Consider the following 22828-nt stretch of genomic DNA (forward strand, 5'->3'; position numbering starts at 1 on the left):
GCGGCCCGGCAGGATGGCGGCATGCCCCATGACATCCCCGCCCCGATGCTCGCCAAGGCCGTCGCCGCGATCCCGGATCCGGCGAAGCACCCCGGCGGGATCCTGTTCGAGCCGAAGTGGGATGGATTCCGCGTCATCGCGTCGTGGGACGGCGAGAGCGTCGAGCTCGGCTCGCGCGGGGCGAAGCCGCTGACGCGGTACTTCCCGGAGCTCGTCGAGGCGCTCGGCGAGACCCTGCCGCGCCTGTGCCCGACGCCCCCGTGTGTGATCGACGGCGAGATCGTCATCGCGGTGGGCGAGCCCGGCTCGCAGCGCCTGTCGTGGGACACGCTGTCGCAGCGGATCCACCCGGCCGCGTCCCGCGTCGCGAAGCTGTCCGCCGAGACGCCGGCGATGCTGATCGCGTTCGACCTGCTGACGGTGGGCGACGAGTCGCTGCTCGACCTGCCGTTCCGTGAGCGGCGGGCGCGCCTCGAGGCGCTGCTCGAGGACGCCCCGCACCCGCTGCACCTGACGCGCGCGACCGACGACCGCGAGCTCGCCGAGCAGTGGCTGGCCGAGTTCGAGGGCGCCGGCCTGGACGGCGTCGTCGCGAAGCCCGCCGACCAGCCCTACGCCCCGGGCAAGCGCACGATGCTGAAGATCAAGCACGCGCGCACGGCCGACGTCGTCGCCGTCGGCTACCGCATCCACAAGAGCGGGAACGGCGTGGGATCGATCCTGGTGGGCCTGTACGACGAGGAGGGCGAGCTGCACAGCGTCGGGGGCGTCAGCGCCTTCAGCGACAAGCGCCGGCTCGAGCTCATCGACGAGCTCGAGCCCCTCGTCTCACGCGACGAGAACGGCGACATCGTCACCGCCGAGGGCGAGCGGAACCGCTTCTCGTCGTCGAAGGACGTCTCGTTCGTGCCGCTGCGGCCCGAGCGTGTGCTCGAGGTGCGCTACGACCAGCTGGAGGGCGATCCGGCGTTCCGGATGCGCTTCCGTCACACCGTGCAGTTCGAGCGCTGGCGCCCCGACCGCGAGGCGACCTCCTGCCGCTTCGCGCAGCTCGACGTGCCCGCCACGTACGACCTCGGCGACGTCATCGACTGAGCGGATCCGGTCCGCTCACTCCTCGGTCTCGGTGCGCTCGGGGATGGGGTTCTTCGGGAGCTTCTTGACGCGCGGGCGGCGCTTGGGACGCTCGGGGATCATCGAGCGCATCTCCTCGAGCTTGCCCCAGCAGAGCAGTCGGTCCTCGGCCTCGAGCACCCAGCTGCCCTTCGGGTTCGGGATGACCGAGGCGCCGCGGTGCAGCGTGAGGACGGTGACGTCGCGCTCTCGCAGGCCGGACTCGGCAAGGCTCGTGCCCACGAGCTCGGCGTCGCCGTGGACGACGAGCTCGGCCACGCCGTACCCGGTCGAGACGGCGAGGCGCTCGCGCACGTCGATCTGGGGGAAGGCGACCTGGTTGGCGATGTAGTCGACGATCGCGCCGGCGACGTCGAGCTTGGTCGCCTCCTCGATGCCCTGCAGGCCTGGCGACGAGTTGACCTCCATCACGAGGGGCCCCTCGTCCGACTCGAGCATGTCGACACCGGCCACCTTCAGGCCCATGATCTGCGCGGCGCGCACGGCGACCCGCTCGTACTCCTCGCTGAGCTCGACGCGCTCGACCGAGCCGCCGCGGTGCACGTTCGAGCGGAACTCGTCGCCCTTGGCCGAGCGGCGCATCGCCGCGACGACCCGGTCGCCCACGACGAGGGCGCGGATGTCCTTGCCGCGCGACTCCTTGATGAAGCGCTGGATCAGCACGTTCTGACGCGCCGACTGCAGCGTCTCGACGATGGCCTCGGCCACCTTGATCTCGGGCGCGAGGATCACGCCGATCCCCTGCGTGCCCTCGAGCAGCTTCAGCACGACGGGCGCCCCGCCCACCCGCTCGATCGCGGGCACCACGTCGGCGCGATCGCGCACGAACGCGGTCGCCGGCATCGCGATGCCGTGTCGGGACAGGATCTGATTCGCCCGCAGCTTGTCGCGGGAGTTCGCGATGCCGTTGGCCGTGTTGGGCGTGTAGACGTCCATCTGCTCGAACTGGCGCACCACGGCCGTGCCGTAGTACGTGATCGAGTTGCCGATGCGCGGGATGATCGCGTCGTAGTCGGACAGGCGGCGCCCGCGGAACTGCAGATCGGGCTCGTCGCTGGCCAGGTCGATCGCGAACCGCAGCGTGTTCAGCACCTTGACGTCGTGGCCGCGATCGATGGCTGCGGCCCGCAGTCGCTGGGTGCTGTACGCGCGCGGCGCGCGTGACAGGATGGCGATCTTCACTGATGCGTCCCTCGGTTGCTGGTTGGATAGGGGCGTGTCCACCCATCCAATCACCCCCGGCGAGCAGAAGCTCGTCGGCTGGCGCGAGTGGGTCGGTCTGCCCGGAGTCGGCGTCGACTGGCTCAAGGCCAAGGTCGACACCGGCGCCCAGACGTCGTCGCTGCACGCGTTCGGGCTGAAGGAGTTCGAGCGCGACGGCGCCCCCTGGGTGCGGTTCGAGGTGCACCCGTGGCAGCGGAGCGCGCACGACGCGGTGACCGTCGAGCTGCCCGTCCACGACCGCCGTCGCGTGCGCAGCTCGTCGGGTCACACCGAGAAGCGGATCGTGGTCGTCCTCGACGTGCGTCTCCACGGCGACCTGGTCCCCGCCGAGGTCACCCTCACTCGGCGCGACGCCATGGGGTTCCGCATGCTGCTCGGGCGCGAGCTGCTGGCCGGGCAGTACCTCGTCGACTCGGCCGCGTCGTTCCTCGGCGAGCGTCCGCCGCGCGACGTGCGCCGCGCCAACAAGCGGGTCGACGAGCGCTCGCCCGAGCGCGTCTCGCGTCGCAGCTTCCGCCACCCCGCCGAGGACTGACCCGGCGCGCGACCGTCAGTCGCCGATCCGGTTGCCATCGGCGTCCCAGTTCTCGGCGTTCTTCTTGCTGGGCTGCACCCGCGGCGGCTCGCCCGGCATCTTCGGGAACTCGGGCGGGAAGTTCAGCTCGCCGAGCCCCTCGTCGAGATCGCGCTGCCACCACGCGAGCAGGGTGTCGATGCGGCCGGGGTGATCCTGGATGCCCGCCCACGGATCGCCCTGCGCGAGTCGATCCGGGATGGTGCGGACGGTGAAGACCTTCGGATCGACCTCGTCGAGCTCGTCCCAGTGCACCGGGGTCGCGACGGAGGCGTGCGGCAGAGCGCGCGGGCTGTAGGCGCCGGCCATGGTGCGATCGCGGTTGGCCTGGTTGAAGTCGACGAAGATGCGCTCTCCGCGCTCCTCCTTCCACCAGGCGGTGGTGACCTTGTCGGGCATCCGGCGCTCGAGCTCGCGCCCGGCGGCGATCACCGCATGCCGCACGTCGAGGAACTCCCACTCGGGCACGATCGGCGCGAACACGTGCAGGCCGCGGTTGCCGCTGGTCTTGATCCAGGCTTCGAGCCCCGCCTCCTGCAGCACCTCACGCAGCGCGTGGGCCGCGGGGATGGCGTCGGCGAAGCCGGTGCCGGGCTGCGGGTCGAGGTCGATGCGCAGCTCGACGGGATTGTCGGTCACCGGCACCCGCGAGGCCCACGGGTGGAACACCACCGTGTTCATCTGCACGGCCCAGACGATCGCCGCGGGCTCCGTCAGCACGAGCTGCGGATGGCGCCGCCCGCTGTTGTAGCGGACGGTCTCGGACTCGACGAACGCCGGTGCGCCCTTGGGCGGGTTCTTCGAGAAGAACATCTCGCCGCCGACCGCGTCGGGGTAGCGCTCGAGCGAGACGGGCCGGTGCCCGTTGTGCGCGAGGAAGGGGCCGGCCACCGCGAGGGCGTACTCGGCGAGCTCGTGCTTGGTGATCCCCACCTCGGGCCACAGCACGCGGTTGGGGCTGGACAGGCCGACCTCGCGGTCGCCGTCCGGCCCGGGGATGGTCAGGGTGATGCGCTCCGACGCCATGCCGCCACCCTACGGATCCGCGACGATCAGCGGTACGGGGTTGCGCGGGAGCGCCGGGGTCGTGTCAGTCGTCGAGGTCGGGTGCGCCGTCCACCGGCCCCGGCACGACCTCGTCGGGCGCCGCGGTGGTGGCCGCGGTCTGCTCGGCGCCCTGCGGGGTGGCCGCCGGCTCCGCCGGGAGGGCGAGGACGGGGGCGAGCTCGTCGCGCGAGATGGTGATGAGGGGGCCCGCCGGGTCGATGAGCACACCGCCGAGGGCCTCGTGCTCGCGCAGGATCTGCCCGACGCGGGCCGGCGTGAGCGGCAGCGCGCGCTCTTCCCGGCCCTGAGCGGCCACCTCGAGGGGGTGCGAGAACACCTGCAGCAGCCGGGTGCCGTCGACGAGGCGCGCCTCGGCGATGCCCACCTGGTCGTTCGCGGCGGCCTGGCCGACCGCGACCCACAGCGGAACTCCGGCGGCGAGGATCTCGGCGACCTTGCGGGGGCTCTCGGCGTCGCGCGGGGCGGCGATCGCGGCCTTGAGGCGGAGCCCGGGGTCGGCCTGCCCGAGGGCGCGCTCGAGCACCTCGCGCGGCAGCACGGCCCGGTGCGGGGCCGAGTTGTTGTCGACGATGATGCCGGCGAAGTCCTGCTCGACGAGGTGCTTCAGGATCGCGCCGACCGGCTGGCCCACCGCGGAGGTCGAGGCGTCGCCGTCCGCGCGCACGGCGTCGTGCAGCGCCTTGCCCGAGCTGAACACGAGCATGTAGGTCTTGTCGCCGTCGCGGGCGATGCCGAACGAGAGGCGGCCGTTGCCCTCGGCCAGCTGCTCACGGGCGTTGCCCTGCACACGCAGGAAGACGTGTCCCTGCAGCAGCTGCCGCACAACGCCGAGCAGCTGCACGCCGGTGGGCTTCTCGGGCAGGGCGGCGAGCGCCTCGCGCAGCAGGGCGTTGTCGCGCAGGCCCGGCACCGTCTCGAGCTTCTCGGGCGGGGCGGCGGGGGCCAGCGGCAGCTCGCGCTTGGCGGGAGCCGCCGGCTGCGCGGGGGCGTCGGCCGGCGCGGTGCCCGGCCGCAGCGTGTCGTTCGGGGTGGGAAGGCGCGGATCGCCCTGCGGCGGGGCGGCCGGCGGCTGGGCGACCTGCGGGCCGGCGTCGCCGCCGAGCCCTCGGAAGGACGACATCGAGATGCCCACCTGCGGCGCGGGCTCGGCCGGCGTCTCGGGCTGGACGGCCTCGGCCGCCTCGCCCTCTTCCACCGGCTGCTCGGCGGAGACCTCGGCGGCCGGCTGGTCGTCGTTCTTCTTCTTCCGCGAGAACATTCCCATGGGCTCAGCCTACGTGCCGTGGTCAATCACGTCCCGGGTAGTGATCTCCACCCGGGGTCCGCGCTCCCCCGCCCCGGAATGTCGCCCGGGTAGCGTGGCAGGGATGTCCGCCTACCCCTCGACGATCGCGCGCCCGGTCGAGCATGAGCTCGTGATCAAGAAGTCGCGGTTCATCGCCCGGGCGACACCGGTGGCCTCCGTCGCCGAGGCCGAGGCGGTCATCGCGTCGATCCGCAAGGAGTTCTGGGACGCGCGCCACAACTGCACGGCCATGATCACGGGTCTGCGCGGCGATCAGGGTCGGTCGAACGACGACGGCGAGCCCTCCGGCACCGCCGGCATGCCGATGCTCGAGGTGCTGCGGCAGCGGCGGCTCACCGACGTCGTGGTGGTCGTGACGCGGTACTTCGGCGGCATCAAGCTCGGCGCCGGTGGCCTCGTGCGCGCGTACTCGTCGGCGGTCTCCGAGTGCCTGGACGCGGCCGAGCTCGTCGACCGGCGCGAGCTGACCGAGGTGATGCTCGCCGTCGACCACGCCGACGCCGGCCGGATGGACAACCTGCTGCGCGACTGGCTGTCGGGCCGCGACGGGGTCATCGGCGAGACGCTCTACGGCGGGCAGGCGACGCTGAGCGCGTGGATCCCCGCCGACCTGCTGCCGGACCTCCGGGAGGCCGCCGCCGCGTGGTCGTCGGGCGCGCTTGCGCCGGTGACCGGCGAGACCCGCGTCGTGGACGTGCCGAGGCCCTAGCTCCGCCGCGGGCGGGGCGCTACAGCTTCTCGATCGGGGCGATCTTGATGAGCAGCTTCTTGGCGCCGGCCGAGTCGAAGCGGACGTGGGCGATCCGCTTCGCACCCTCGCCCGTGACCACGTCGACGCGCCCCTCACCGAAGTCGTCGTGACGGATCCGGTCGCCGGGGGCCAGTTCGAGATCGCCGTTGTCGCGCACCTTGTTGGTGACGATGCCGGGGAACTTGTCCATCGCGGTCGATTTGGGCTTGAGCCCGCCGCCGGCCGGCAGCGGCTTGGCGCCCCAGCGGTCGGATGTGCCCGAGCCGCCGAAGCCGCCGCCGGGCCGGCGCGCGTTGAGCGCGCGCGACTGGGTGCCCCCGCGCGAGTTGACGTCGCCGGGCGACTGGCGCCAGTGGATCAGGTCGGCGGGGATCTCCTGCAGGAACCGGCTGGGCATCGCCACCGACACCTCGCCGAACTGCGCGCGGGTCATCGCCAGCGACAGATAGAGGCGCTTGCGCGCGCGGGTGATGCCCACGTAGAACAGCCGGCGCTCCTCCTGCGGGCCGCCGGGCTCGCCCGCCGAGATGCGGTGCGGGATCAGATCCTCCTCGACGCCCGTGAGGAACACGGTGTCGAACTCGAGGCCCTTGGCGGTGTGCAGCGTCATCAGCGAGACGGATCCGGACTCGTCGTCGAGATCGTCGCTGTCGGCCACGAGCGCGACCTCGGTGAGGAAGTCGAGGATCGTGCCCTCGGGGTTGTTGCGCGCGAACTCGCGGGTCACCGCGACGAGCTCGTCGAGGTTCTCGATGCGCGCCTCGTCCTGCGGGTCGCGGCTGGCGCGCAGCGCATCCATGTAGCCGGACTTGTTCAGCAGCACCTGCAGACCCTCGGCCACCGACGTGGGCGGCGGGATCTCGCCGTCCGACGGCAGCAGGATCTCCTGCGCCTCGACGAGCACGTTGTGCAGCTGCGCGATCGCGCCCTGGATCTTGGGCCCGAAGCCCAGGTGCGCGTAGTGGGCGAGGGCGTCGCGGAACGTGATGTCGTGCTGCTCGGCGAACGACGAGATGTTCTCGACCGTGACGTCGCCGATGCCCCGACGCGGCTTGTTGATGATCCGGCGCAGCGCCATCTCGTCGGCGGGGTTCGCCACCGAGACGAGGTAGGCGAGGGCGTCCTTGATCTCCTGGCGCTCGTAGAACTTGGTGCCGCCCATGATCTTGTACGGCACGGCCGAGCGGATGAAGATCTCCTCCAGCGCACGGGACTGCGAGTTGGTGCGGTAGAACACGGCCATCTCGCCGTAGTGGGTGCCCTTGCCGCGCAGCGCCTCGATCTCGTCGGCGACGAACTGCGCCTCGTCGTGCTGCGAGTAGCCGGTGAAGCCGATGACCTTCTCGCCGTCGCCCTGGTCGCTCCAGAGCTTCTTGTCCTTGCGGTCGAAGTTGTTGCTGATCACCGAGTTCGCCGCGGTGAGGATGTTCTGCGTCGAGCGGTAGTTCTGCTCGAGCAGCACGACCTTCGCCCCGGGGAAGTCGCGCTCGAACTCGCTGATGTTGCGGATGTCGGCGCCGCGGAAGGCGTAGATCGACTGGTCGGAGTCGCCGACCACGGTGAGCGAGGCGCCCTCGGCCTCGTCCATCAGCGCGAGCATGCCGCCCCCGACGTCGGAGCTGTCGGTGACGGGGCGCGTCAGCTCGTGGATCAGGGCGTACTGCGCGTGGTTGGTGTCCTGGTACTCGTCGACCAGGATGTGGCGGAACCGCTTGCGATAGACGTCGGCGACCTTCGGGAAGGCGCGGAAGAGATAGACCGTCTGGGCGATGAGGTCGTCGAAGTCGAAGGCGTTGGCCTTCTGCAGGCGGCGCTGGTACTCGCGGAAGAGCGTCGCGAACATGCGCTCGACCGGGTCGTTCATGTTCGCGTCGCGCGCGTACGAGTCGGCGTCGGCCAGCTCGTTCTTGAGCTTCGAGATCTTCGACTGCACGGCGGCGGGGGTGAGGCCCAGCGCGTCGGCCTCGTGCTCCTTCACCAGGCGCTTGATGAGCGCCCGGGAGTCTCCCGAGTCGTAGATGGTGAACGCCTTGGTGAACCCGAACTGGTCGGCCTCGCGGCGCAGGATGCGCACGCACGCCGAGTGGAACGTCGAGATCCACATGCCCTTCGCGCTCTCGCCCACGAGCTGGGCGACGCGCTCGCGCATCTCGCCCGCGGCCTTGTTGGTGAACGTGATGGCCAGGATCTGGCTGGGCCACGCCTCGCGGTTGCGCAGCAGCGACGCGATGCGGTGCGTCAGGACCCGCGTCTTGCCCGATCCCGCGCCGGCGACGATGAGCAGGGCCGGACCGCGGTGCACGACGGCCTCGCGCTGCTGCGGATTGAGCCCCTCGAGCAGCTCGTCGGCACCCCCGGATGCGGCGCCGGACGCCCCGAAGGAGGGACCGGATCCGGCAGGGACGATAAGGGGAGTTGACGCGTCGCTCATGGCGCCTTCGAGTCTACGGCGGGGTGCCGACACTCCCCTGTGGGCGTCCTACTCGCGGAAGAACGCCAGCCCGAGGTCCGGGTGGTCGACGAAGACGCCGTCGACGCCCGAGCGGAGGATGACGTCCCACTCCGCCTCGTAGTCGCCGAACGCCGGCTTGCCGCCCGGGCCGCGGAACCCCTTCAGCAGGAAGCCGTTCTCGGGGCGGGCCGTCCAGGTGAACACCTGCAGACCCCGCTCGTGGGCGTCGGCGACGATCGGCGAGGGCCCGGTCGCGCGGCCCATCCGATCCGGTGCCAGGATCATCCGCTTGTCGACGCTGATGCCGTCGACGGCCCCGACGAGGCGGTCGAGCCCGCCCGGCGTCGCCGTCGCCGGGTACGTCGGCGCGGCGTCCCCCAGCGCCATCTGCAGGTCGAACGCCGTCCCCTTCGCCTCGAGCAGATAGATGTACGTCGCCGCCAGGCCCGCCTCGCGCAGCCGACGCAGCACGGTCGACTCGAACGCCTCCACCACCAGCGGCAGGTCGCCCGTGTCCCAGCCCGTGGCCCGCAGGTCGGCGAGGATCATCGGCACCAGATCGAGACCGATCCGCTCGAAGTAGGTCGCGTGCTTGACCTCCAGCACCACCCCGATCTCGCGGCCCTGCTCGAGCGACGCAGCGCGCACCAGCTCGAGCACGTCGACGAGCCGCAGGATGGGCTGCGAGTCGTCGAAGGTCGCGCTGCGGGGGCGGATGTGCGGGATCCGCTCGCGGACGAGGAGCGTGGACAGCTCGCCCCAGGTGAAGTCCTCGGTGAACCAGCCCGTGAGCTTCACGCCGTCGACCGTCTTGGTGGTGCGGCGGTCGGCGAACTCCGGATGATCGGCGACGTTCGTCGTGCCGGAGATCTCGTTCTCGTGGCGCACCACAAGGACCCCGTCGCGCGTAGCCACGATGTCGGGCTCGACCGCGTCGACGCCCAGCTCGACGGCGAGGTCGTAGGACGAACGCGAGTGCTCCGGCCGGTACCCCGGGGCTCCCCGGTGGCCGATCACAAGCGGAAGGCGGCGAGGCATGCGAACAGCCTAGGTCGGGGCCGCGAGGAGGGCCCGGGAACGTTCGCCGGCGGCGTAGCCGGGGGCGGAAATGTCCAGCCCAGGCATAAGAATCCCTGAGTAATCTGGACCCACGGCGTCTGACGACGCTGCATGGAAACCATTGGAGCTGACCATCATGGCCAAGTTCGGATTCACTGACCCCGCGTTCCAGACGTCGACGCGTCCCCCGGCTGCGCCCTCGTCGTCGCCGTACGGCCCGGGCTTCGACGCCCGCCAGCAGAACGCGGGCCTCGTGCCGCCCGCCCCGCCCGCCGAGCACCTCGACGGCATGTTCTCGGCCCCCGCCGCCAGCGCGATCGACACCGGCCGCATGACGGTCGAGGACACGATCCACAAGACCGTCGCCGCATTCGCCGTGCTGCTCGTCGCGGCCGCTGCCGGGTGGTTCTTCACCACCACGAACCCCGGGATGGGCATGGGCCTCGCGCTCGTGGGCGCCCTCGCCGGCTTCGTGCTCGGCCTCGTCAACGCCTTCAAGAAGCTGCCGGGCGCCGGCCTCGTGCTCGCCTACTCGGCGGCGCAGGGTCTGTTCATCGGCGCGTTCTCGCTGATCATGGAGATGACCTTCCCGGGCATCGTCCTGCAGGCCACGCTCGCCACGGTCGCGGTCGTCGGCGTGACGCTGGCGCTGTTCTCGAGCGGCAAGGTGCGCACCTCGCCCCGCGCCAACAAGATCTTCCTCGTGGCCCTGCTCGGCTACGGCGTCTTCAGCCTCCTGAACCTCGGCCTCATGTGGTTCGGCGGCAACATCCCCTTCGGCAACGGCACCTTCGGCGACCTGGCCTGGGGCATCCGCTCGATGGAGATCATGGGCATGCCCCTCGGCGTCATCATCGGCGTGCTGGCCGTGCTGATGGGCGCCTACTCGCTCGTGATGGACTTCGAGTTCGTGCAGAACGGCGCCCGCAACGGCGCCCCCCGCAAGCTCGGCTGGAAGGCCTCGTTCGGCATCGTCGCGACCGTCGTCTGGATCTACGTCGAGATCCTGCGGATCCTCGCGATCCTGCGCGGCAACGACTGACGCACCGCTTCACCCACGAAGGCCCCGTCCACTCGGACGGGGCCTTCGTCGTGCGGCGCCCGGTTCCTCCGGGGATCCCGCGTTCTCCGGGCCGATCGCGGGGATCCGGCCCTGACGATCCGGGATCCCCTCGGAAGCCGCGCGCTACCGCAGCGGGCCGCCCTCGGCGATGACGCGATCGATCAGCGCGCGCACCACCCGGGTGTCCTGGCGGAGGCCGTCGTGCTCGTACTCGTTCGTCACCCAGAGGTGGGTGTTCGGGACGACGCGGGCGGTCTCCTGGGCGTAGCCGAAGTCGACGTACATGTCGTCGAAGTACATGGCGGCCGCGATCGGCACCTCGTTGCGGCGCAGCGCATCGGCGTCGTAGAGGGCCGGATGATCCTCCCGCTCGGCGAGCGCGTGGGCGGCGTCGCGGAAGGGGCGCAGCGAGGCGATCTCGTCGAACTGCCATGGGAAGAACATCTCCCCCGTGAACGGCATCGGGGTCTCGGTCGCCGAGAGCCCGCCGAGCTCGAGACGCACCTGCTCGGCCGCCCACGCGGTGGCGCCCGCACCGGACGCGTAGATCTCCTCCTGCAGCAGCGCGTAGAGCGGGCCGCGCCAGTACTGCGTGAGCGCGTCGACCTCCGCCAGGAAGCCGTCGCTCAGGCGCCCCCCGGCGGTGAAGGCCTCGTCGAACAGCCAGTGCAGGCGCTCGAAGCCCGGCTGCACGCCGAAGTCGATGCCCAGGGTCTGGAGGCGGCGGGCGCTGAGCCGGTCGCCGCTCGGCAGCCGCACGTCGCCGTTCTCGACCGCGTCGACCACGCGGGCGATGACATCGGCGTCCTGCGGGTAGCGGCGATAGAACTCGGCGGTCTTGGCGGCCACGCGCGGGAACGTCCGCCGGTAGACGTCCCGGGGATCCGGCTCGAACGACGTCAGGCCGCCCGTCACGTACGCCGCCGAGACGGCCTCGGGGTGGAACGAGAGGTAGGTCAGGGTGAGGAAGCCGCCGTAGCTCTGGCCGAGCGTCTGCCAGCGCACGCCGCCGAACACCGTGCGCCGCAGGTGCTCGAGGTCGGCGATGATCTGCTCGGCGCGGAAGCACTGCAGGAAAGACGCGGCCTCCTGCGCCGTCATCCCCGCGATCGACGACGCCTGCACACGCGTCGACCGCCCCGTGCCGCGCTGGTCGAGCAGCAGCAGCCGGTGCGACTGCAGCACCTCGTCGATCCAGTCGGCGCCGGGCATCGGCCGCGGCCCCTTCCCGCCGGGCCCGCCCTGCAGGAAGACCAGGATCGGCGCATCCTGCCGGTCGACGTCGGCCACCTCGCGCGCGAACACCTCGATCTCGCCCCGCGAGGGGTCGTTCCAGTCAAGGGGGACGGTCACGGTGTGATCCCGGATCACGCGGTCGCGCATCCGATACGAGAAGGCGGTCATGGATCCATCCTCCCCCGCGGGACGTGACCGCGAGCGGTCACTCCCGCTGCGCGAGCACCCGGTCGACCGGGCCGTACTCGACCGCGGCCTCGGCCGTGAAGACGCGATCGCGGTCGGTGTCATGGCGCAGCTGCTCGCGCGAGCGGCCGGTGTGCGCAGACAGGATCCCCTCCATGTCGCCCCGGACGCGCACGAGCTCGTCGGCGTGCAGGATCAGGTCGGGGATCGTTCCGCGACTCTGCGCCCCCGGCTGGTGCAGCACGATGCGGGCATGCGGCAGGGCCGAGCGGCGCCCCGCGGCCCCGGCCGCCAGCAGCACCGCGCCGGCGCCCACGGCCTGCCCCACCACCGTCGTCGCGACCGCCGGGCGCACGTACCGCATCGTGTCGTGGATGGCGAGCATGGCCGACGGGTCACCGCCCTCGCAGTTGATGTAGAGCTGGATCTCGCGGCCGGGGCTGTCGGACTCGAGGTGCAGCAGCTGCGCGATCAGCGCGTTCGCGACGCCCGCGTCGATCGCCGTGCCGAGGTAGACCACACGCTCGGCGAGCAGGTGCGAGTAGACGTCCATGATCCGTTCGCCGCGCGGGTCGCGCGTGATCACGTTCGGGATCGCGTAGCCGCTCACGCGACGGCCTCCGCCCGCATCCCGATGCGCGGGCGCTGCGCGGGCATGACGTCGGCGAAGCTGTCGACCACGCCGTCCACGAATCCGTAGTCGACGGCCTCCTTCGCGGTGTACCAGTGGTCGTGCAGCGAATCCTCGAAGACCCGCTGGCGCGGCTGGCCAGTGTCGTCCGCGATGAGCCCGAGCACGGTGTCGCGCATGTGCCGCAGGTCGTCGGCCTGCAGCTCGACGTCCGCCGCCGTGCCGCCGATCCCGGCGGATCCCTGATGCAGCAGGATCCGCGCGTGCGGCATCGCGCGCCGCTTGCCTCTCGTCCCCGCCGACAGCAGGAACTGGCCGGCGCTGCAGGCGAGTCCGACCGCCAGGGTCGACACATCGTTCGGGATCAGGCGCATGACGTCGCGGATCGCGAGCATCGAGGGCACCGAGCCGCCTGGCGAGTGGATCCAGAGCGCGATGTCGGAGACCGGGTCGTCGTCGGCGAGGGCCAGCAGCTGCGTGAGCAGCAGGGTGCCGTTGTCGTCGTCGAGGGGCCCGTCGAGCATCAGCACACGACGCAGGTAGAGCGCCCGGCGTGCCTCCGCGGTGAACTGCGGGATCTTTCCTTCTTCAGCCATGCCGCCAGCCTGAGGCGACGGCGGCCGCGGTGGGGGCGGATCCGCCCTCGGCCGATCGGCCGACGGCAGAACCGCTCAGGCGGCGAGCGCGAGCAGCTGAGCCCCGGCCGGCGCCGCGACGGGAGCGGCCCCGCCGCCGGCGGTCGCGCGCAGATCCTCGGCGACGCCGGAGGTCAAGTCGAGGAGCGTGCCGTCGAGCGCGCCGAGGACGGCCGCGACCATCTCGCTCGAGGCCTCCTTGCGGCCGCGCTCGATCTCCGACAGGTACTGCACCGAGATCCCCGCGCGGCGGGCGACATCGGCCAGCCGCTCACCGCGCGCGTGCCTCATGCGCCGCAGCCGCTCGCCGACGAGGTGGCGCCACAGCGGATCCGGGTCCGTGACAGGTGACGGGGTGCGCAGCGGCAGCAGTTCGGCCATGCCTCACGGTAGGCACCCACCCCGCACGATCGCACCCCGTTCCGCCGTGGGCAGAACGGGGTGCGCTCGCGGCCTGTGCGGGGCCGTGCGCCCGGATCGGATCAGGCGTCGATCTGGTCGAGCATGTGCGCCGGCACCCGCGTCGGCGAGGCGGCGAAGCTCTTGCCGTTGGGACGGGTGAGGACGACGCGCTGGGGGGCGGTGCGTCCGTGGGTGGCGTACATCATCAGGCCGACGAATGTCAGGCCGCCGACGAGGTTGCCGATGACGGTGGGGATCTCGTTCCACACCAGGTAGTCGACGAGCGTGAAGTCGGCGCCGAGCAGCAGGCCGGTCGGGAACAGGAACATGTTGACGACCGAGTGCTCGAAGCCCATGTAGAAGAAGAGCATGATGGGCAGCCACATGCCGAGGACCTTGCCGGGCACCGAGGTCGACATCATCGCGGCGACGACGCCGGTGGAGACCATCCAGTTGCACAGCATGCCGCGGATGAACAGGGTGAGCATGCCGCCGGCCCCGTGCTCGGCGTACCCCAGGGTGCGGCCGTGGCCGATCTCGCCGATGGCGTGACCCACCGCGCTCGGCTCGGTCGTGAAGCCGTACGTGAAGTAGATCGCCATGCACACCGCCACGAGGAACGCGCCGGCGAAGTTGCCGAGGAACACCAGGCCCCAGTTGCGCCCGATGCCGCCGAGGGTGATGCCGGGGCGCTTGTCGAACAGCGCCAGCGGCGCCAGGGTGAACACCCCCGTCAGCAGGTCGTAGCCGAGCAGGTAGAGCAGCACGAAGCCCGCGGGGAACAGCAGCGCACCGAGCAGCGGCTGCCCGGTCTGCGTCGAGACGGTCACCGCGAACGCCGCGCCGAGGGTCAGCATGGCCCCGCCCATGAAGGCGCGGATCAGCGTGTCCCGCGTCGAGAGCAGGATCTTCGACTCGCCGGCGTCGATCATGCGGGTGATCAGTTCGGCGGGCTTCACGTAGGACATGGGGTCTCCTCGGGGCTGGGTGATCCCAGCGTGGCGCGCGGTCGTTTCGGGCGGCGGATCCCCCGCGTTACACGAGTGCGCCGATCCGCTCACGCGCGTGACGGGGGCACGGTGAGATCCGCGCCGCGGGCCGTCGTGGGCGGGATCTTCCGCGGGGCGGCGAGCGCATGCTTCCCCGCGGGCGGCGGATGGCGCACCATGGTCGGATGGACACCGTCGTTCCCTCGGTCATCGACCACGCCGCCCACACCGCGTACTCCGATCCGGGGGCGCACGCCGCGCTGCTCGACGAGCTCCCGACGGATCCGGGCGCGCTCGGGGAGGTCGCGCGCAACGTGATCGTCCACTATCGGGCGTTCCAGCCGCAGCTGCCGGAGGCCACCCGCGGCGACATCAACACGCGCTGGCTGCGGGCGATCCTCGACACCGACCAGGAACGGCATGCCGCGCCGCTGGCCGAGGAGCGCGAGCTCGCGACGCGGGTGCAGGGCTGCTGCCGCGATCACACCCTGCTCTGCGTCGGGGCCCTGCGCCAGCACGGCATCCCCGCGCGCAGCCGCGTCGGGTTCGCGGGGTACTTCACCGGGGGCTTCCACCACGACCACGTGATCGTCGAGGCGTGGATCGACGGCGGCTGGCGCCGGTTCGACCCGGAGGTCGAGGCGCCCTCTCCGGAGCTGGCGACGCCGCTCGACATGGCGCTGGAGGCCGCCGACGCCACCGGCTTCACCACGGCGGCGCAGGCCTGGGTGGCGTACCGGCGCGGCGAGATCGACGCCTCGCGCTACGGCGTCCACCCCGATGTGCCGGAGGTGGGCGGGGCGGGCTTCCTGTACGGCGAGGTGATCTACGAGGTCGCCCACCGGTTCGGCGACGAGCTGCTGCTCTGGGACGCCTGGGGCCGCATCGCCCCTCCCGATGCGCCCGTCAGCGACGAGGACGCCGCACTCGCCGACGAGATCGCCGCCCTGCTGCTCGCGGCCGACGCGGGCGACCTCGACGCCGAGCGCCGCCTCCTCGAGCGGTACCGGTCCGATCCGGGTCTGCACCCCGGCCCGCGGATCCTGACCATGGACCCCTTCGGCGGCCCGCCCGCGCACGTGACGCTCTGAGTCCCGGGCGGCCCCCGCCCCCGCCGGGCATGCCTATCCTTGCCGCGTGACCGACACCCTCCCCGACGTCCCCGCACTGCTGCGCGCCCGCTACGGACGCGCAGCCCCCGAGATCACGGATCCGGACATCCTGGCCAGCGAGACGCTGCGGCTGATCCTGAATCACCACACGGTGCGCACGTACTCGGATCGGGTGGTCTCCGACGAGCACATCGCCGCGATCGTGGCGGCGGCGCAGTCGGCGTCGTCCTCGTCGAACAACCAGAGCTGGAGCGTCGTCGAGGTGCGCGACGCGGGGGCGAAGCGGCGGCTGGTGTACGAGGCGGGCGGCAGCGCGTTCATCGCGCACGCGCCGGTGGTGCTGGTGTTCGTGGCCGACTGGGCGCGCGCGACCGCGATCGCCGGGTCGCACGGCGCCGGATCGGAGGCGGTCGGCTACCTCGAGTCGACCCTCGTCGCGTTCGTGGACGCGGGCATCGCCGCCCAGAGCGCCGTGCTCGCCGCGGAGGCTCTGGGCCTCGGCACGTCGTACCTCGGATCGCTGCGCAACCACCCGGAGGCCGCCGCCGACATCGTGGGCCTGCCCCAGGGCGCCGCCGTGGCGTTCGGGGTGGCCCTCGGCTGGCCCGCCGACTCGGCAGGCATCAAGCCGCGCCTCGCGCCGCACGTGGTGCACGCGCGGGAGCACTACCGCGAGGTCGCCCTCGCCGATGCCGAGGCGTACGACGAGGAGCTGGCCCGCTACAACGCCTCCCAGGCGCGTGCGGGCACGAGCTGGATCGCCGCGGTCACCGCCCGCGTGCGCGACCTGCGCGGCCTGCACGGGCGCGAGACCGCGCGCGCGGCCCTCGAGCGCCGCGGCCTCCCGTCGCGGTGAGCGGCGGCGCGGTGCGTCGCCGCCGAGCGCGGCCCGGGTGGGCCACTCGTGCGTCGCGGTGCGTCCACTCGGCCGTTGACTAGTCCCGCGCGGGTTCACTAGTCCAGGCGGGACTAGTCGGCCCGCCGAGGACTAGTCAACCGGCGCGGCCGACCTTCCAGTAGCCGGTGAAGGCGATGTCGTGCTTGGGGACGCCCGCGGCCACGAGGTGGCGGCGTCCCTCGGCGGCGAGGGTCTGCTCCCCCGCGATGTAGACGCCGACCGGCAGCACGGGGGCGATCGTGCGCAGCGTCTCGAGGGCGAGCCGCCCGGGCTGCGCGAGCGGATCGGCACGAGGCAGCCAGCGCACCTCGACCCCCTCGGGGGCCTCCAGCGGCTGGGCGTCGTCCGGGTCGGGGATCTCGACGAGCGCGATGCCCCTGGCGTCGCGGGGCAGGTCGCGCAGGATCCCCGCAACGGCGGGGAGGGCCGACTCGTCGCCGACGAGGAGGTACTCCCCCGAAGGGTGCGGCTCGAACCCGCGCCCCTGGTCGAGCAGCATCACGCGCTCACCGCGCTGGGCGCGCTGGGCCCACGGGCCGGCGACACCCGCGTCGCCGTGCGCGACCAAGTCGATGTCGACCTCGCCGCTCTCGGGGCGGTGCCCCCGCACCGTGTACGCCCGGAAGAGCGGGCGGGTGTGAGAGCTCGCCATGAGGTACTTCAGGTACCCGGCCATGCCGAACCCCTCGGGGACCGCGTCGAAGTCGGTGGTGCCGTCCTCGCGAGGGAGGAACAGGCGGAACCACTGGTCGAACCCGTGCCGCGGCAGCCTCGTGAGCTCGTCACCCGCCACCGTCACGCGCTGCATGTGCGGGGTGACCCGTTCGCTGCGCACGACCTCGGCGAGGTAGTGACCGCGGGTCTTCCGGGCATCGGCGAAGGCCACAGGGGCTCCTGTCGGTAGCGGGGGGGACGACGTGAGAACACGAAGTAAGGCGACCCTAATCATAGGGTCGCCTCGCCTCGTGCTCCGACCGATTACGGCGCCGGACGCAACGACACCCGACCCGCCGAGACCTCGACCGTGATCACGTGGTCGGATCCCGGGTCGACCGTGAGGCCGTTGTCGAACTGACCCGCGGTGACGTCCTGCGTCACGGCGTACGCCTCATCGGGCAGCGTGAGATCGAGCTCGCCCGCGCTGACGTCGAGGTCGACGCGGTCGGGGGCGCGCCCCGTGAGCTGACCCGTGAAGCTGCCCGCGGCGAGGCTGAGCTCGGCGTCGCGGACACCGGCGAGGTCGAGCTCGGCCGACCCGGCGCTCATGTCCACCGACAGGTGATCCGCCGATCCGGTGACGTCGACGGATCCGGCCCCGAGGTCGATGTCGAGGGCCCCGAACTCGCCGTCGGCGATCAGCTCTCCGGCGCCGAGCGACAGGTCGGCGTCCATCCCCCGCAGCGACGACGGCAGCGTGAGCACCACGCGCTCGTCGGCCTCCGAACGGCCGAAGACGCCCCAGTCGCCCCAGCCGCCGCCGAAGAAGCCGTCGCCGCTGCGCACGACCAGCTCGTCGCCGTCGCGCTCCATGCGCCAGTCGCCGCGCACGCCCTCGAGCGAGAGCCGCGCCTCGTCGACGTCCGAGAAGTCGAGTGTCACGTGGGCCGCAGCGCCGTCGAGCTCGAGGCCGGTGACACCGGTGACATCCGCCGTGAGCACCTCGGTGGTGCGTGTCGCCTCGGCGATCGCGCCGCGGATGGTCGGGACCACGGCGCCCACGAGGACGAGCGATCCGACCACGATCGCGACGACCGAGATCACGCGGCCCGCGGACCCCCGCGACCCGGGACCGGTGGGGCCTGCGGGCTGCGGGGAGGATCCCTGCGGTGCCGGGGCGGGCGAGGCCGGCCCGACCGGCGGAGGGGTGAGCATGGCGTTCATCGTGCGGCTCCTGTCTGCGGCGTTCCGCCGCCGAATTCGTGGTGGGCGAGCGCCGCGAGCACACGGCGGTTGCCGTTCTCGTCGGGCTCGAGGCCGAGCTTCTGGAAGATCGCGGTGATGTGCTTCTCGACGCTCGCCTCCGAGAGGAACAGCGTCGCGGCAATCGCCTGGTTGCTGCGCCCCTCGGCGATCAGCGCGAGCACGGTGCGCTCGCGCTCGGTGAGGCGGGCGAGTCGGTCGTCCTGAGCGCGCCGGGTGAGCAGCTGCGCGACGACCTCGGGGTCGAGCACGGTCGCGCCCTGTCCGATCCGCTCGACCGACTCGAGGAACTCGGCGACGTCGGCGACGCGATCCTTGAGCAGGTAGCCGAGCGAGCCCTGGCCGCCGGTGATCAGCTCGCTGGCGTAGCGCTCCTCGACGTACTGCGACAGCACCAGCACCGCGAGGGCAGGGTGCGCGGACCGCAGCGAGATGGCGGCGCGGATGCCCTCGTCGGTGAACGTCGGGGGCAGCCGGACGTCCAGGATCGCCAGGTCGGGCGAGGTCGAGGCGACCGTCTCGGTCAGCTCCTGGGTGTCCGGGAGGGCCGCGACCACGGTGTGGCCGGCGTCCTCGAGGAGACGGACGATGCCCTCGCGGAGGAGCACCGAGTCCTCGCAGATCAGGATGCGCACGGGACGCTCACCTCCAGCGACGTCGGACCGCCCTGGGGGCTGTCCAGGCGGATCGTGCCGCCGGCGGCGGTCACGCGGTTGACGATGCCGTCGAGGCCACCGCCGGGCAGCACCTGGGCGCCGCCGATGCCGTTGTCCTCGACGCGGGCCCACAGCGTCCCGTCGTCGCGGCGACGCACCGTCACGCGGCATTCGGTGGCGCGGGAGTGCTTGGCGGCGTTGGTCAGCGACTCCGCGAGTGCGAAGTACACGGCCGCCTCGGCGTCGCGGCTGCAGCGGCCGTCGATGCGCACATCGAGCTTCACCGGCACGTGCGAGCGTCCGGCCAGGGCCGACAGCGCCGCATCGAGCCCGCGGTCGTCCAGCACCGAGGCGTGGATGCCACGCGCCAGCTGGCGCAGCTCGGTGATCGCGGCCTTCGTCGAGGTGTGCGCCTCGGAGACGAGCTCCTTGGCCTTGCCCGGGTCGGTGTCGATCTTCTGCTGGGCGAGGCCCAGCGTCATGCCGATCGACACGAGTCGCGGCTGGACGCCGTCATGCAGGTCGCGCTCGATGCGCGTGCGCTCGACGTCGGCGGCGCGCACGGCGCCGGCTCGCTGATCCTGCGCCTGTCGCGCCTGCTGGTCGGCGTCGCGGGCCAGGGCGGCCAGCTGGGCCTCCCGCGACGGGATGAGGATCGCTCGCGCGATCACCCCGTGCAGCAGCGCCAGCCCCAGGATCGCCGCGAGCGAGGCGACGAACAGGATCGCGCCGACGAGCGGCGCCCACGAGGCGAGGATCTCGAAGCCCAGGATCTCGACGACGCCGTCCGAGGCGAACAGCGGGGCGAACGCGACGATCGCCGAGGTGATCATCAGGCGCACGACGAACAGCAGGAGCAGACCCGTGAGGCTCGACACGATCAGGTTCGCGATGGCGCGCCACATGGATCCGTCGATCGCCTGCGCCCAGAGGGCGCGCAGCCAGCCGCCGAAGCCGGGCCGCGGGGCGCGGCGCAGACGGAGCTGCGGCAGACCCACCTGGTACAGCCCGTCGATGCGCGCGGTCTCGACCCAGCCGATCCCGAAGAGGACGTAGACGAGGGCGACGAGCGCGATGAGGCCGATGCCGATGATGGGCAGCGTCGCGACGCCGATGCTGAGCAGGAGCCCGACGCCCGCGGCGATGACGGGGCCGATGGCGCCGACCGCCGCGAGATGCGCCGTGGCGGCCAGCAGCCGTCGCGGCGTGGGCCGGGCGGGAGCGGAGGAAGTGGTCATGGCTCAAAGCTATGACCCGGCTCGTGCGCCCGGCACCGAGCGGGCCCGACGCTTGGCTTCGGGGTTTCCCTACCCTTCCCTCCGAGCGGCTGGTCGCCCCGCCGAAGGCCCCTGCGGATGCGGAAAGGACGTGTCCTCGGGGGAGGACACGTCCTTTCAGACGCGAGGCGGACGCCTCAGCGCGGGATCACTCCCACTCGATCGTCCCCGGGGGCTTGGAGGTGACGTCGAGCACCACGCGGTTGATCTCGCGGACCTCGTTGGTGATGCGGTTCGAGATCTTCGAGAGCACGTCGTAGGGCACGCGCGACCAGTCGGCGGTCATCGCGTCCTCGGACGAGACGGGGCGCAGCACCACGGGGTGGCCGTAGGTGCGGCCATCGCCCTGGACGCCCACCGAGCGGACGTCGGCGAGCAGCACAACGGGGCACTGCCAGATCTCGTTGTCGAGGCCGGCCTTGGTGAGCTCCTCGCGGGCGATCGCGTCGGCCTCGCGCAGGATGTCGAGGCGCTCGCGGGTGACCTCGCCGATGATGCGGATGCCGAGGCCGGGGCCCGGGAAGGGCTGACGGCCGACGATCGCCTCGGGGATGCCGAGCTCGCGGCCGATGGCGCGCACCTCGTCCTTGAACAGCGTGCGCAGCGGCTCGACCAGCTCGAAGTCGAGGTCCTCCGGCAGCCCGCCCACGTTGTGGTGGCTCTTGATGTTCGCCGTGCCGGCGCCGCCGCCCGACTCCACCACGTCGGGGTAGAGCGTTCCCTGCACGAGGAACTTGACCTTCTCGCCGGACTCCTTGGCCTCGGCGACGAGGTCGAGCTGCACCTTCTCGAACGCGCGGATGAACTCGCGGCCGATGATCTTGCGCTTGGTCTCGGGGTCGGTGACCCCGGCGAGGTGACCGAGGAAGGTCTCCTCGGCCTCGACCGTGATGAGGCGCACGCCGGTCGACTCGACGTAGTCCTTCTCGACCTGCTCGCGCTCGCCCTTGCGGAGGAGGCCGTGGTCGACGAAGACGGCGGTGAGCTGGTCGCCCACGGCCTTGTGCACAAGGGCCGTCGAGACGGCCGAGTCGACGCCGCCCGAGAGCGCCGAGATGACGCGGGCGTCGCCGATCTGCGCCTGGATGCGTGCGACCTGCTCGGCGATCACGTTGTCGGCGTTCCAGTTCGCGGGGAGGCCCGCGGCCTTGTGCAGGAAGTTCTCGATGACCTTCTGGCCGAAGTCCGAGTGCTTCACCTCGGGGTGCCACTGCACGCCGTAGAAGCACTTCTCGGCGTTGCCGAACGCGGCGACCGGGGTCGCGGCCGTCGAGGCGAGCACCTCGAAGCCCTCGGGGGCCTTGGCGACCTGGTCGCCGTGGCTCATCCACACGTTCTGGTCGGCGGGCTGGCCGCCGAGCAGCACGCCGCCGTCGCCCACCAGCGCGGCGTCGGTGGCGCCGTACTCGCGCAGGCCCGTGTTGGCGACCTCGCCGCCGAGCGCCTGCGCCATGACCTGGAAGCCGTAGCAGATGCCGAGCGTCGGGACGCCGAGGTCGAAGACCGCGGGGTCGAGGCGGGGCGCGCCCTCCTCATAGACCGACGAGGGCCCGCCGGAGAGGATGATCGCGACCGGGTTGTGCGATGCGATCTCCTCGGCCGTGGCCGTGTGAGGGATCAACTCGCTGAAGACACCGGCCTCGCGCACACGACGCGCGATGAGCTGCGCGTACTGGGCGCCGAAATCGACGACCAGCACGGGGCGCTGGACGGTGTCGGCGGTGACATCTGCTGTCACTGGGCGACCTCCTGTGGGTTCTCTGTCGCAGCCTGGGCTGCCTTCTCGGCGGCCGCGGTCTCGCGCTCGGCCAGGTAGCGCTTCACGTCGCGGGCGACGACGAACTCCATGATGAAGGAGAGGAACGGGATCACGCCGCCACCGGCGAGCAGGATGAACCGCCAGAACGGCCAGCGCATCAGGCTCCATACGCGGAAGCAGGCGAAGAGGTACACGACGTAGAACCAGCCGTGCACGATGAGGATGCCGAGCGACAGGTTCACGCCGTCGCCGGTGGAGACGAGCTCGTCGCCCTGGGCCACGACCTCGCGGAACGCGAAGAGGCCGTGCGAGTCGAGGAAGAACAGCTCGACCGCCAGGGGCGTGTACTTGAGGACCATCTCGGCGCAGAGCAGCAGGAGGCCGATGCCGGTGATCACGGAGCAGATCTGGTAGAACCGCAGCGCGCCCCTGATCTGCGGGAACGTGGCGAGCTTCGGGCGAGGCATGGGGTCCAGTCTATCGGCGGCGGCTGGGC

The 22828-nt window shown here is 71.8% G+C and carries 22 protein-coding genes; 6 read left to right on the plus strand and 16 right to left on the minus strand.

The window, feature by feature from the left end; genetic code table 11:
* Nucleotides 1–21: 21 nt before the first annotated feature.
* A complete protein-coding gene (locus ACOKGD_RS12650; RefSeq protein ID WP_342337574.1) occupies nt 22–1095 on the plus strand; it encodes an ATP-dependent DNA ligase in 1074 nt (357 codons plus the stop codon).
* 15 nt (nt 1096–1110) lie between these two features.
* Here ACOKGD_RS12650 and rimK read toward each other — a convergent pair whose 3' ends face one another.
* The gene (gene rimK / locus ACOKGD_RS12655; protein WP_342337575.1) at nt 1111–2316 is read right to left on the minus strand and encodes a 30S ribosomal protein S6--L-glutamate ligase; all 1206 of its coding nucleotides are present in this window, start codon (nt 2314–2316) and stop codon (nt 1111–1113) included.
* Nucleotides 2317–2350: 34 nt separating this feature from the next.
* Between rimK and ACOKGD_RS12660 the strand changes: the two genes are divergently transcribed.
* Nucleotides 2351–2893, plus strand: a complete 543-nt coding sequence (locus ACOKGD_RS12660) for an ATP-dependent zinc protease family protein (RefSeq protein WP_342337576.1) — start codon at nt 2351–2353, stop codon at nt 2891–2893.
* Between the two features lie 15 nt (nt 2894–2908).
* Here ACOKGD_RS12660 and ligD read toward each other — a convergent pair whose 3' ends face one another.
* Complete coding sequence (gene ligD / locus ACOKGD_RS12665) at nt 2909–3958, minus strand: non-homologous end-joining DNA ligase (RefSeq protein WP_342337577.1); 1050 nt, start codon at nt 3956–3958, stop codon at nt 2909–2911.
* Between the two features lie 64 nt (nt 3959–4022).
* Nucleotides 4023–5264 (minus strand): SseB family protein, encoded by a 1242-nt coding sequence (locus ACOKGD_RS12670; protein WP_342337578.1) that lies wholly within the window; start codon nt 5262–5264, stop codon nt 4023–4025.
* 103 nt (nt 5265–5367) lie between these two features.
* On the opposite strand from ACOKGD_RS12670, the gene ACOKGD_RS12675 reads away from it, so the two are divergent.
* Nucleotides 5368–6015 (plus strand): YigZ family protein, encoded by a 648-nt coding sequence (locus tag ACOKGD_RS12675; protein WP_342337580.1) that lies wholly within the window; start codon nt 5368–5370, stop codon nt 6013–6015.
* A gap of 19 nt (nt 6016–6034) precedes the next feature.
* On the opposite strand, the gene ACOKGD_RS12680 is transcribed toward ACOKGD_RS12675, so the two are convergent.
* Complete coding sequence (locus tag ACOKGD_RS12680; RefSeq protein ID WP_342337581.1) at nt 6035–8488, minus strand: ATP-dependent helicase; 2454 nt, start codon at nt 8486–8488, stop codon at nt 6035–6037.
* A gap of 48 nt (nt 8489–8536) precedes the next feature.
* Entirely contained in the window at nt 8537–9547 is a 1011-nt protein-coding gene (locus tag ACOKGD_RS12685; protein ID WP_342337582.1) for a glycerophosphodiester phosphodiesterase family protein, read from the minus strand.
* A 157-nt stretch (nt 9548–9704) separates the two neighbouring features.
* Here ACOKGD_RS12685 and ACOKGD_RS12690 point away from each other — a divergent pair, with 157 nt between their 5' ends.
* Nucleotides 9705–10610 (plus strand): Bax inhibitor-1/YccA family protein, encoded by a 906-nt coding sequence (locus ACOKGD_RS12690; RefSeq protein WP_342337583.1) that lies wholly within the window; start codon nt 9705–9707, stop codon nt 10608–10610.
* Nucleotides 10611–10754: 144 nt separating this feature from the next.
* Here the strand turns inward: ACOKGD_RS12690 and ACOKGD_RS12695 are convergent, their stop codons facing one another.
* From ACOKGD_RS12695 to ACOKGD_RS12715, 5 genes are all read right to left on the minus strand, one after another.
* Nucleotides 10755–12035 carry an alpha/beta fold hydrolase gene (locus ACOKGD_RS12695; RefSeq protein WP_342337584.1) on the minus strand — a complete coding sequence of 427 codons (1281 nt, stop codon included), beginning with the start codon at nt 12033–12035 and terminating at the stop codon, nt 10755–10757.
* Nucleotides 12036–12072: 37 nt separating this feature from the next.
* On the minus strand, nt 12073–12663 hold the full coding sequence (locus tag ACOKGD_RS12700; protein WP_342337585.1) for a ClpP family protease: 591 nt from the start codon (nt 12661–12663) through the stop codon (nt 12073–12075).
* Complete coding sequence (locus ACOKGD_RS12705) at nt 12660–13280, minus strand: ClpP family protease (protein WP_342337586.1); 621 nt, start codon at nt 13278–13280, stop codon at nt 12660–12662. The genes ACOKGD_RS12700 and ACOKGD_RS12705 overlap by 4 nt, the downstream gene beginning before the upstream one ends.
* Before the next feature lie 75 nt (nt 13281–13355).
* Nucleotides 13356–13700, minus strand: coding sequence for a helix-turn-helix domain-containing protein (locus tag ACOKGD_RS12710; RefSeq protein ID WP_342337587.1), 345 nt, complete (start codon nt 13698–13700; stop codon nt 13356–13358).
* Between the two features lie 101 nt (nt 13701–13801).
* Nucleotides 13802–14689 carry a formate/nitrite transporter family protein gene (locus ACOKGD_RS12715; protein WP_342337588.1) on the minus strand — a complete coding sequence of 296 codons (888 nt, stop codon included), beginning with the start codon at nt 14687–14689 and terminating at the stop codon, nt 13802–13804.
* A 206-nt stretch (nt 14690–14895) separates the two neighbouring features.
* Here ACOKGD_RS12715 and ACOKGD_RS12720 point away from each other — a divergent pair, with 206 nt between their 5' ends.
* Entirely contained in the window at nt 14896–15801 is a 906-nt protein-coding gene (locus ACOKGD_RS12720) for a transglutaminase-like domain-containing protein (RefSeq protein ID WP_342337589.1), read from the plus strand.
* A 46-nt stretch (nt 15802–15847) separates the two neighbouring features.
* Entirely contained in the window at nt 15848–16678 is an 831-nt protein-coding gene (locus ACOKGD_RS12725) for a nitroreductase family protein (RefSeq protein WP_342337590.1), read from the plus strand.
* 136 nt (nt 16679–16814) lie between these two features.
* On the opposite strand, the gene ACOKGD_RS12730 is transcribed toward ACOKGD_RS12725, so the two are convergent.
* The 6 genes from ACOKGD_RS12730 to ACOKGD_RS12755 all read right to left on the minus strand — a co-directional run bounded on the left by ACOKGD_RS12730 (nt 16815) and on the right by ACOKGD_RS12755 (nt 22799).
* Complete coding sequence (locus tag ACOKGD_RS12730) at nt 16815–17606, minus strand: siderophore-interacting protein (protein ID WP_342337591.1); 792 nt, start codon at nt 17604–17606, stop codon at nt 16815–16817.
* A 92-nt stretch (nt 17607–17698) separates the two neighbouring features.
* Nucleotides 17699–18601 (minus strand): hypothetical protein, encoded by a 903-nt coding sequence (locus tag ACOKGD_RS12735; protein WP_342337593.1) that lies wholly within the window; start codon nt 18599–18601, stop codon nt 17699–17701.
* Nucleotides 18598–19275: a response regulator transcription factor gene (locus tag ACOKGD_RS12740; RefSeq protein WP_342337595.1), complete on the minus strand. Its 678-nt coding sequence runs from the start codon at nt 19273–19275 to the stop codon at nt 18598–18600. The genes ACOKGD_RS12735 and ACOKGD_RS12740 overlap by 4 nt, the downstream gene beginning before the upstream one ends.
* Complete coding sequence (locus ACOKGD_RS12745; protein ID WP_342337597.1) at nt 19263–20534, minus strand: sensor histidine kinase; 1272 nt, start codon at nt 20532–20534, stop codon at nt 19263–19265. Before ACOKGD_RS12745 ends, ACOKGD_RS12740 begins: the two co-directional genes overlap by 13 nt.
* Before the next feature lie 187 nt (nt 20535–20721).
* Nucleotides 20722–22311, minus strand: a complete 1590-nt coding sequence (gene guaA, locus ACOKGD_RS12750) for a glutamine-hydrolyzing GMP synthase (RefSeq protein WP_342337599.1) — start codon at nt 22309–22311, stop codon at nt 20722–20724.
* The gene (locus tag ACOKGD_RS12755; RefSeq protein ID WP_342337601.1) at nt 22308–22799 is read right to left on the minus strand and encodes a DUF3817 domain-containing protein; all 492 of its coding nucleotides are present in this window, start codon (nt 22797–22799) and stop codon (nt 22308–22310) included. The genes guaA and ACOKGD_RS12755 overlap by 4 nt, the downstream gene beginning before the upstream one ends.
* Nucleotides 22800–22828: the final 29 nt, after the last annotated feature.

Origin of the sequence: Microbacterium phosphatis (genome assembly GCF_049177115.1) — a bacterium.
Lineage (GTDB): Bacteria > Actinomycetota > Actinomycetes > Actinomycetales > Microbacteriaceae > Microbacterium > Microbacterium phosphatis.

Excerpts from the sequence above, each read along its gene's own strand:
- ACOKGD_RS12720 (WP_342337589.1), top strand. The coding sequence starts at position 14,896 with ATGGACACCGTCGTTCCCTCGGTCATCGACCACGCCGCCCACACCGCG.
- ACOKGD_RS12710 (WP_342337587.1), bottom strand. The coding sequence starts at position 13,700 with ATGGCCGAACTGCTGCCGCTGCGCACCCCGTCACCTGTCACGGACCCG.
- ACOKGD_RS12705 (WP_342337586.1), bottom strand. The coding sequence starts at position 13,280 with ATGGCTGAAGAAGGAAAGATCCCGCAGTTCACCGCGGAGGCACGCCGG.
- ACOKGD_RS12650 (WP_342337574.1), top strand. The coding sequence starts at position 22 with ATGCCCCATGACATCCCCGCCCCGATGCTCGCCAAGGCCGTCGCCGCG.
- ACOKGD_RS12755 (WP_342337601.1), bottom strand. The coding sequence starts at position 22,799 with ATGCCTCGCCCGAAGCTCGCCACGTTCCCGCAGATCAGGGGCGCGCTG.
- ACOKGD_RS12745 (WP_342337597.1), bottom strand. The coding sequence starts at position 20,534 with ATGACCACTTCCTCCGCTCCCGCCCGGCCCACGCCGCGACGGCTGCTG.
- ACOKGD_RS12680 (WP_342337581.1), bottom strand. The coding sequence starts at position 8,488 with ATGAGCGACGCGTCAACTCCCCTTATCGTCCCTGCCGGATCCGGTCCC.
- ACOKGD_RS12715 (WP_342337588.1), bottom strand. The coding sequence starts at position 14,689 with ATGTCCTACGTGAAGCCCGCCGAACTGATCACCCGCATGATCGACGCC.
- ligD (WP_342337577.1), bottom strand. The coding sequence starts at position 3,958 with ATGGCGTCGGAGCGCATCACCCTGACCATCCCCGGGCCGGACGGCGAC.
- ACOKGD_RS12735 (WP_342337593.1), bottom strand. The coding sequence starts at position 18,601 with ATGAACGCCATGCTCACCCCTCCGCCGGTCGGGCCGGCCTCGCCCGCC.
- ACOKGD_RS12695 (WP_342337584.1), bottom strand. The coding sequence starts at position 12,035 with ATGACCGCCTTCTCGTATCGGATGCGCGACCGCGTGATCCGGGATCAC.
- ACOKGD_RS12675 (WP_342337580.1), top strand. The coding sequence starts at position 5,368 with ATGTCCGCCTACCCCTCGACGATCGCGCGCCCGGTCGAGCATGAGCTC.
- ACOKGD_RS12690 (WP_342337583.1), top strand. The coding sequence starts at position 9,705 with ATGGCCAAGTTCGGATTCACTGACCCCGCGTTCCAGACGTCGACGCGT.
- ACOKGD_RS12670 (WP_342337578.1), bottom strand. The coding sequence starts at position 5,264 with ATGGGAATGTTCTCGCGGAAGAAGAAGAACGACGACCAGCCGGCCGCC.
- ACOKGD_RS12685 (WP_342337582.1), bottom strand. The coding sequence starts at position 9,547 with ATGCCTCGCCGCCTTCCGCTTGTGATCGGCCACCGGGGAGCCCCGGGG.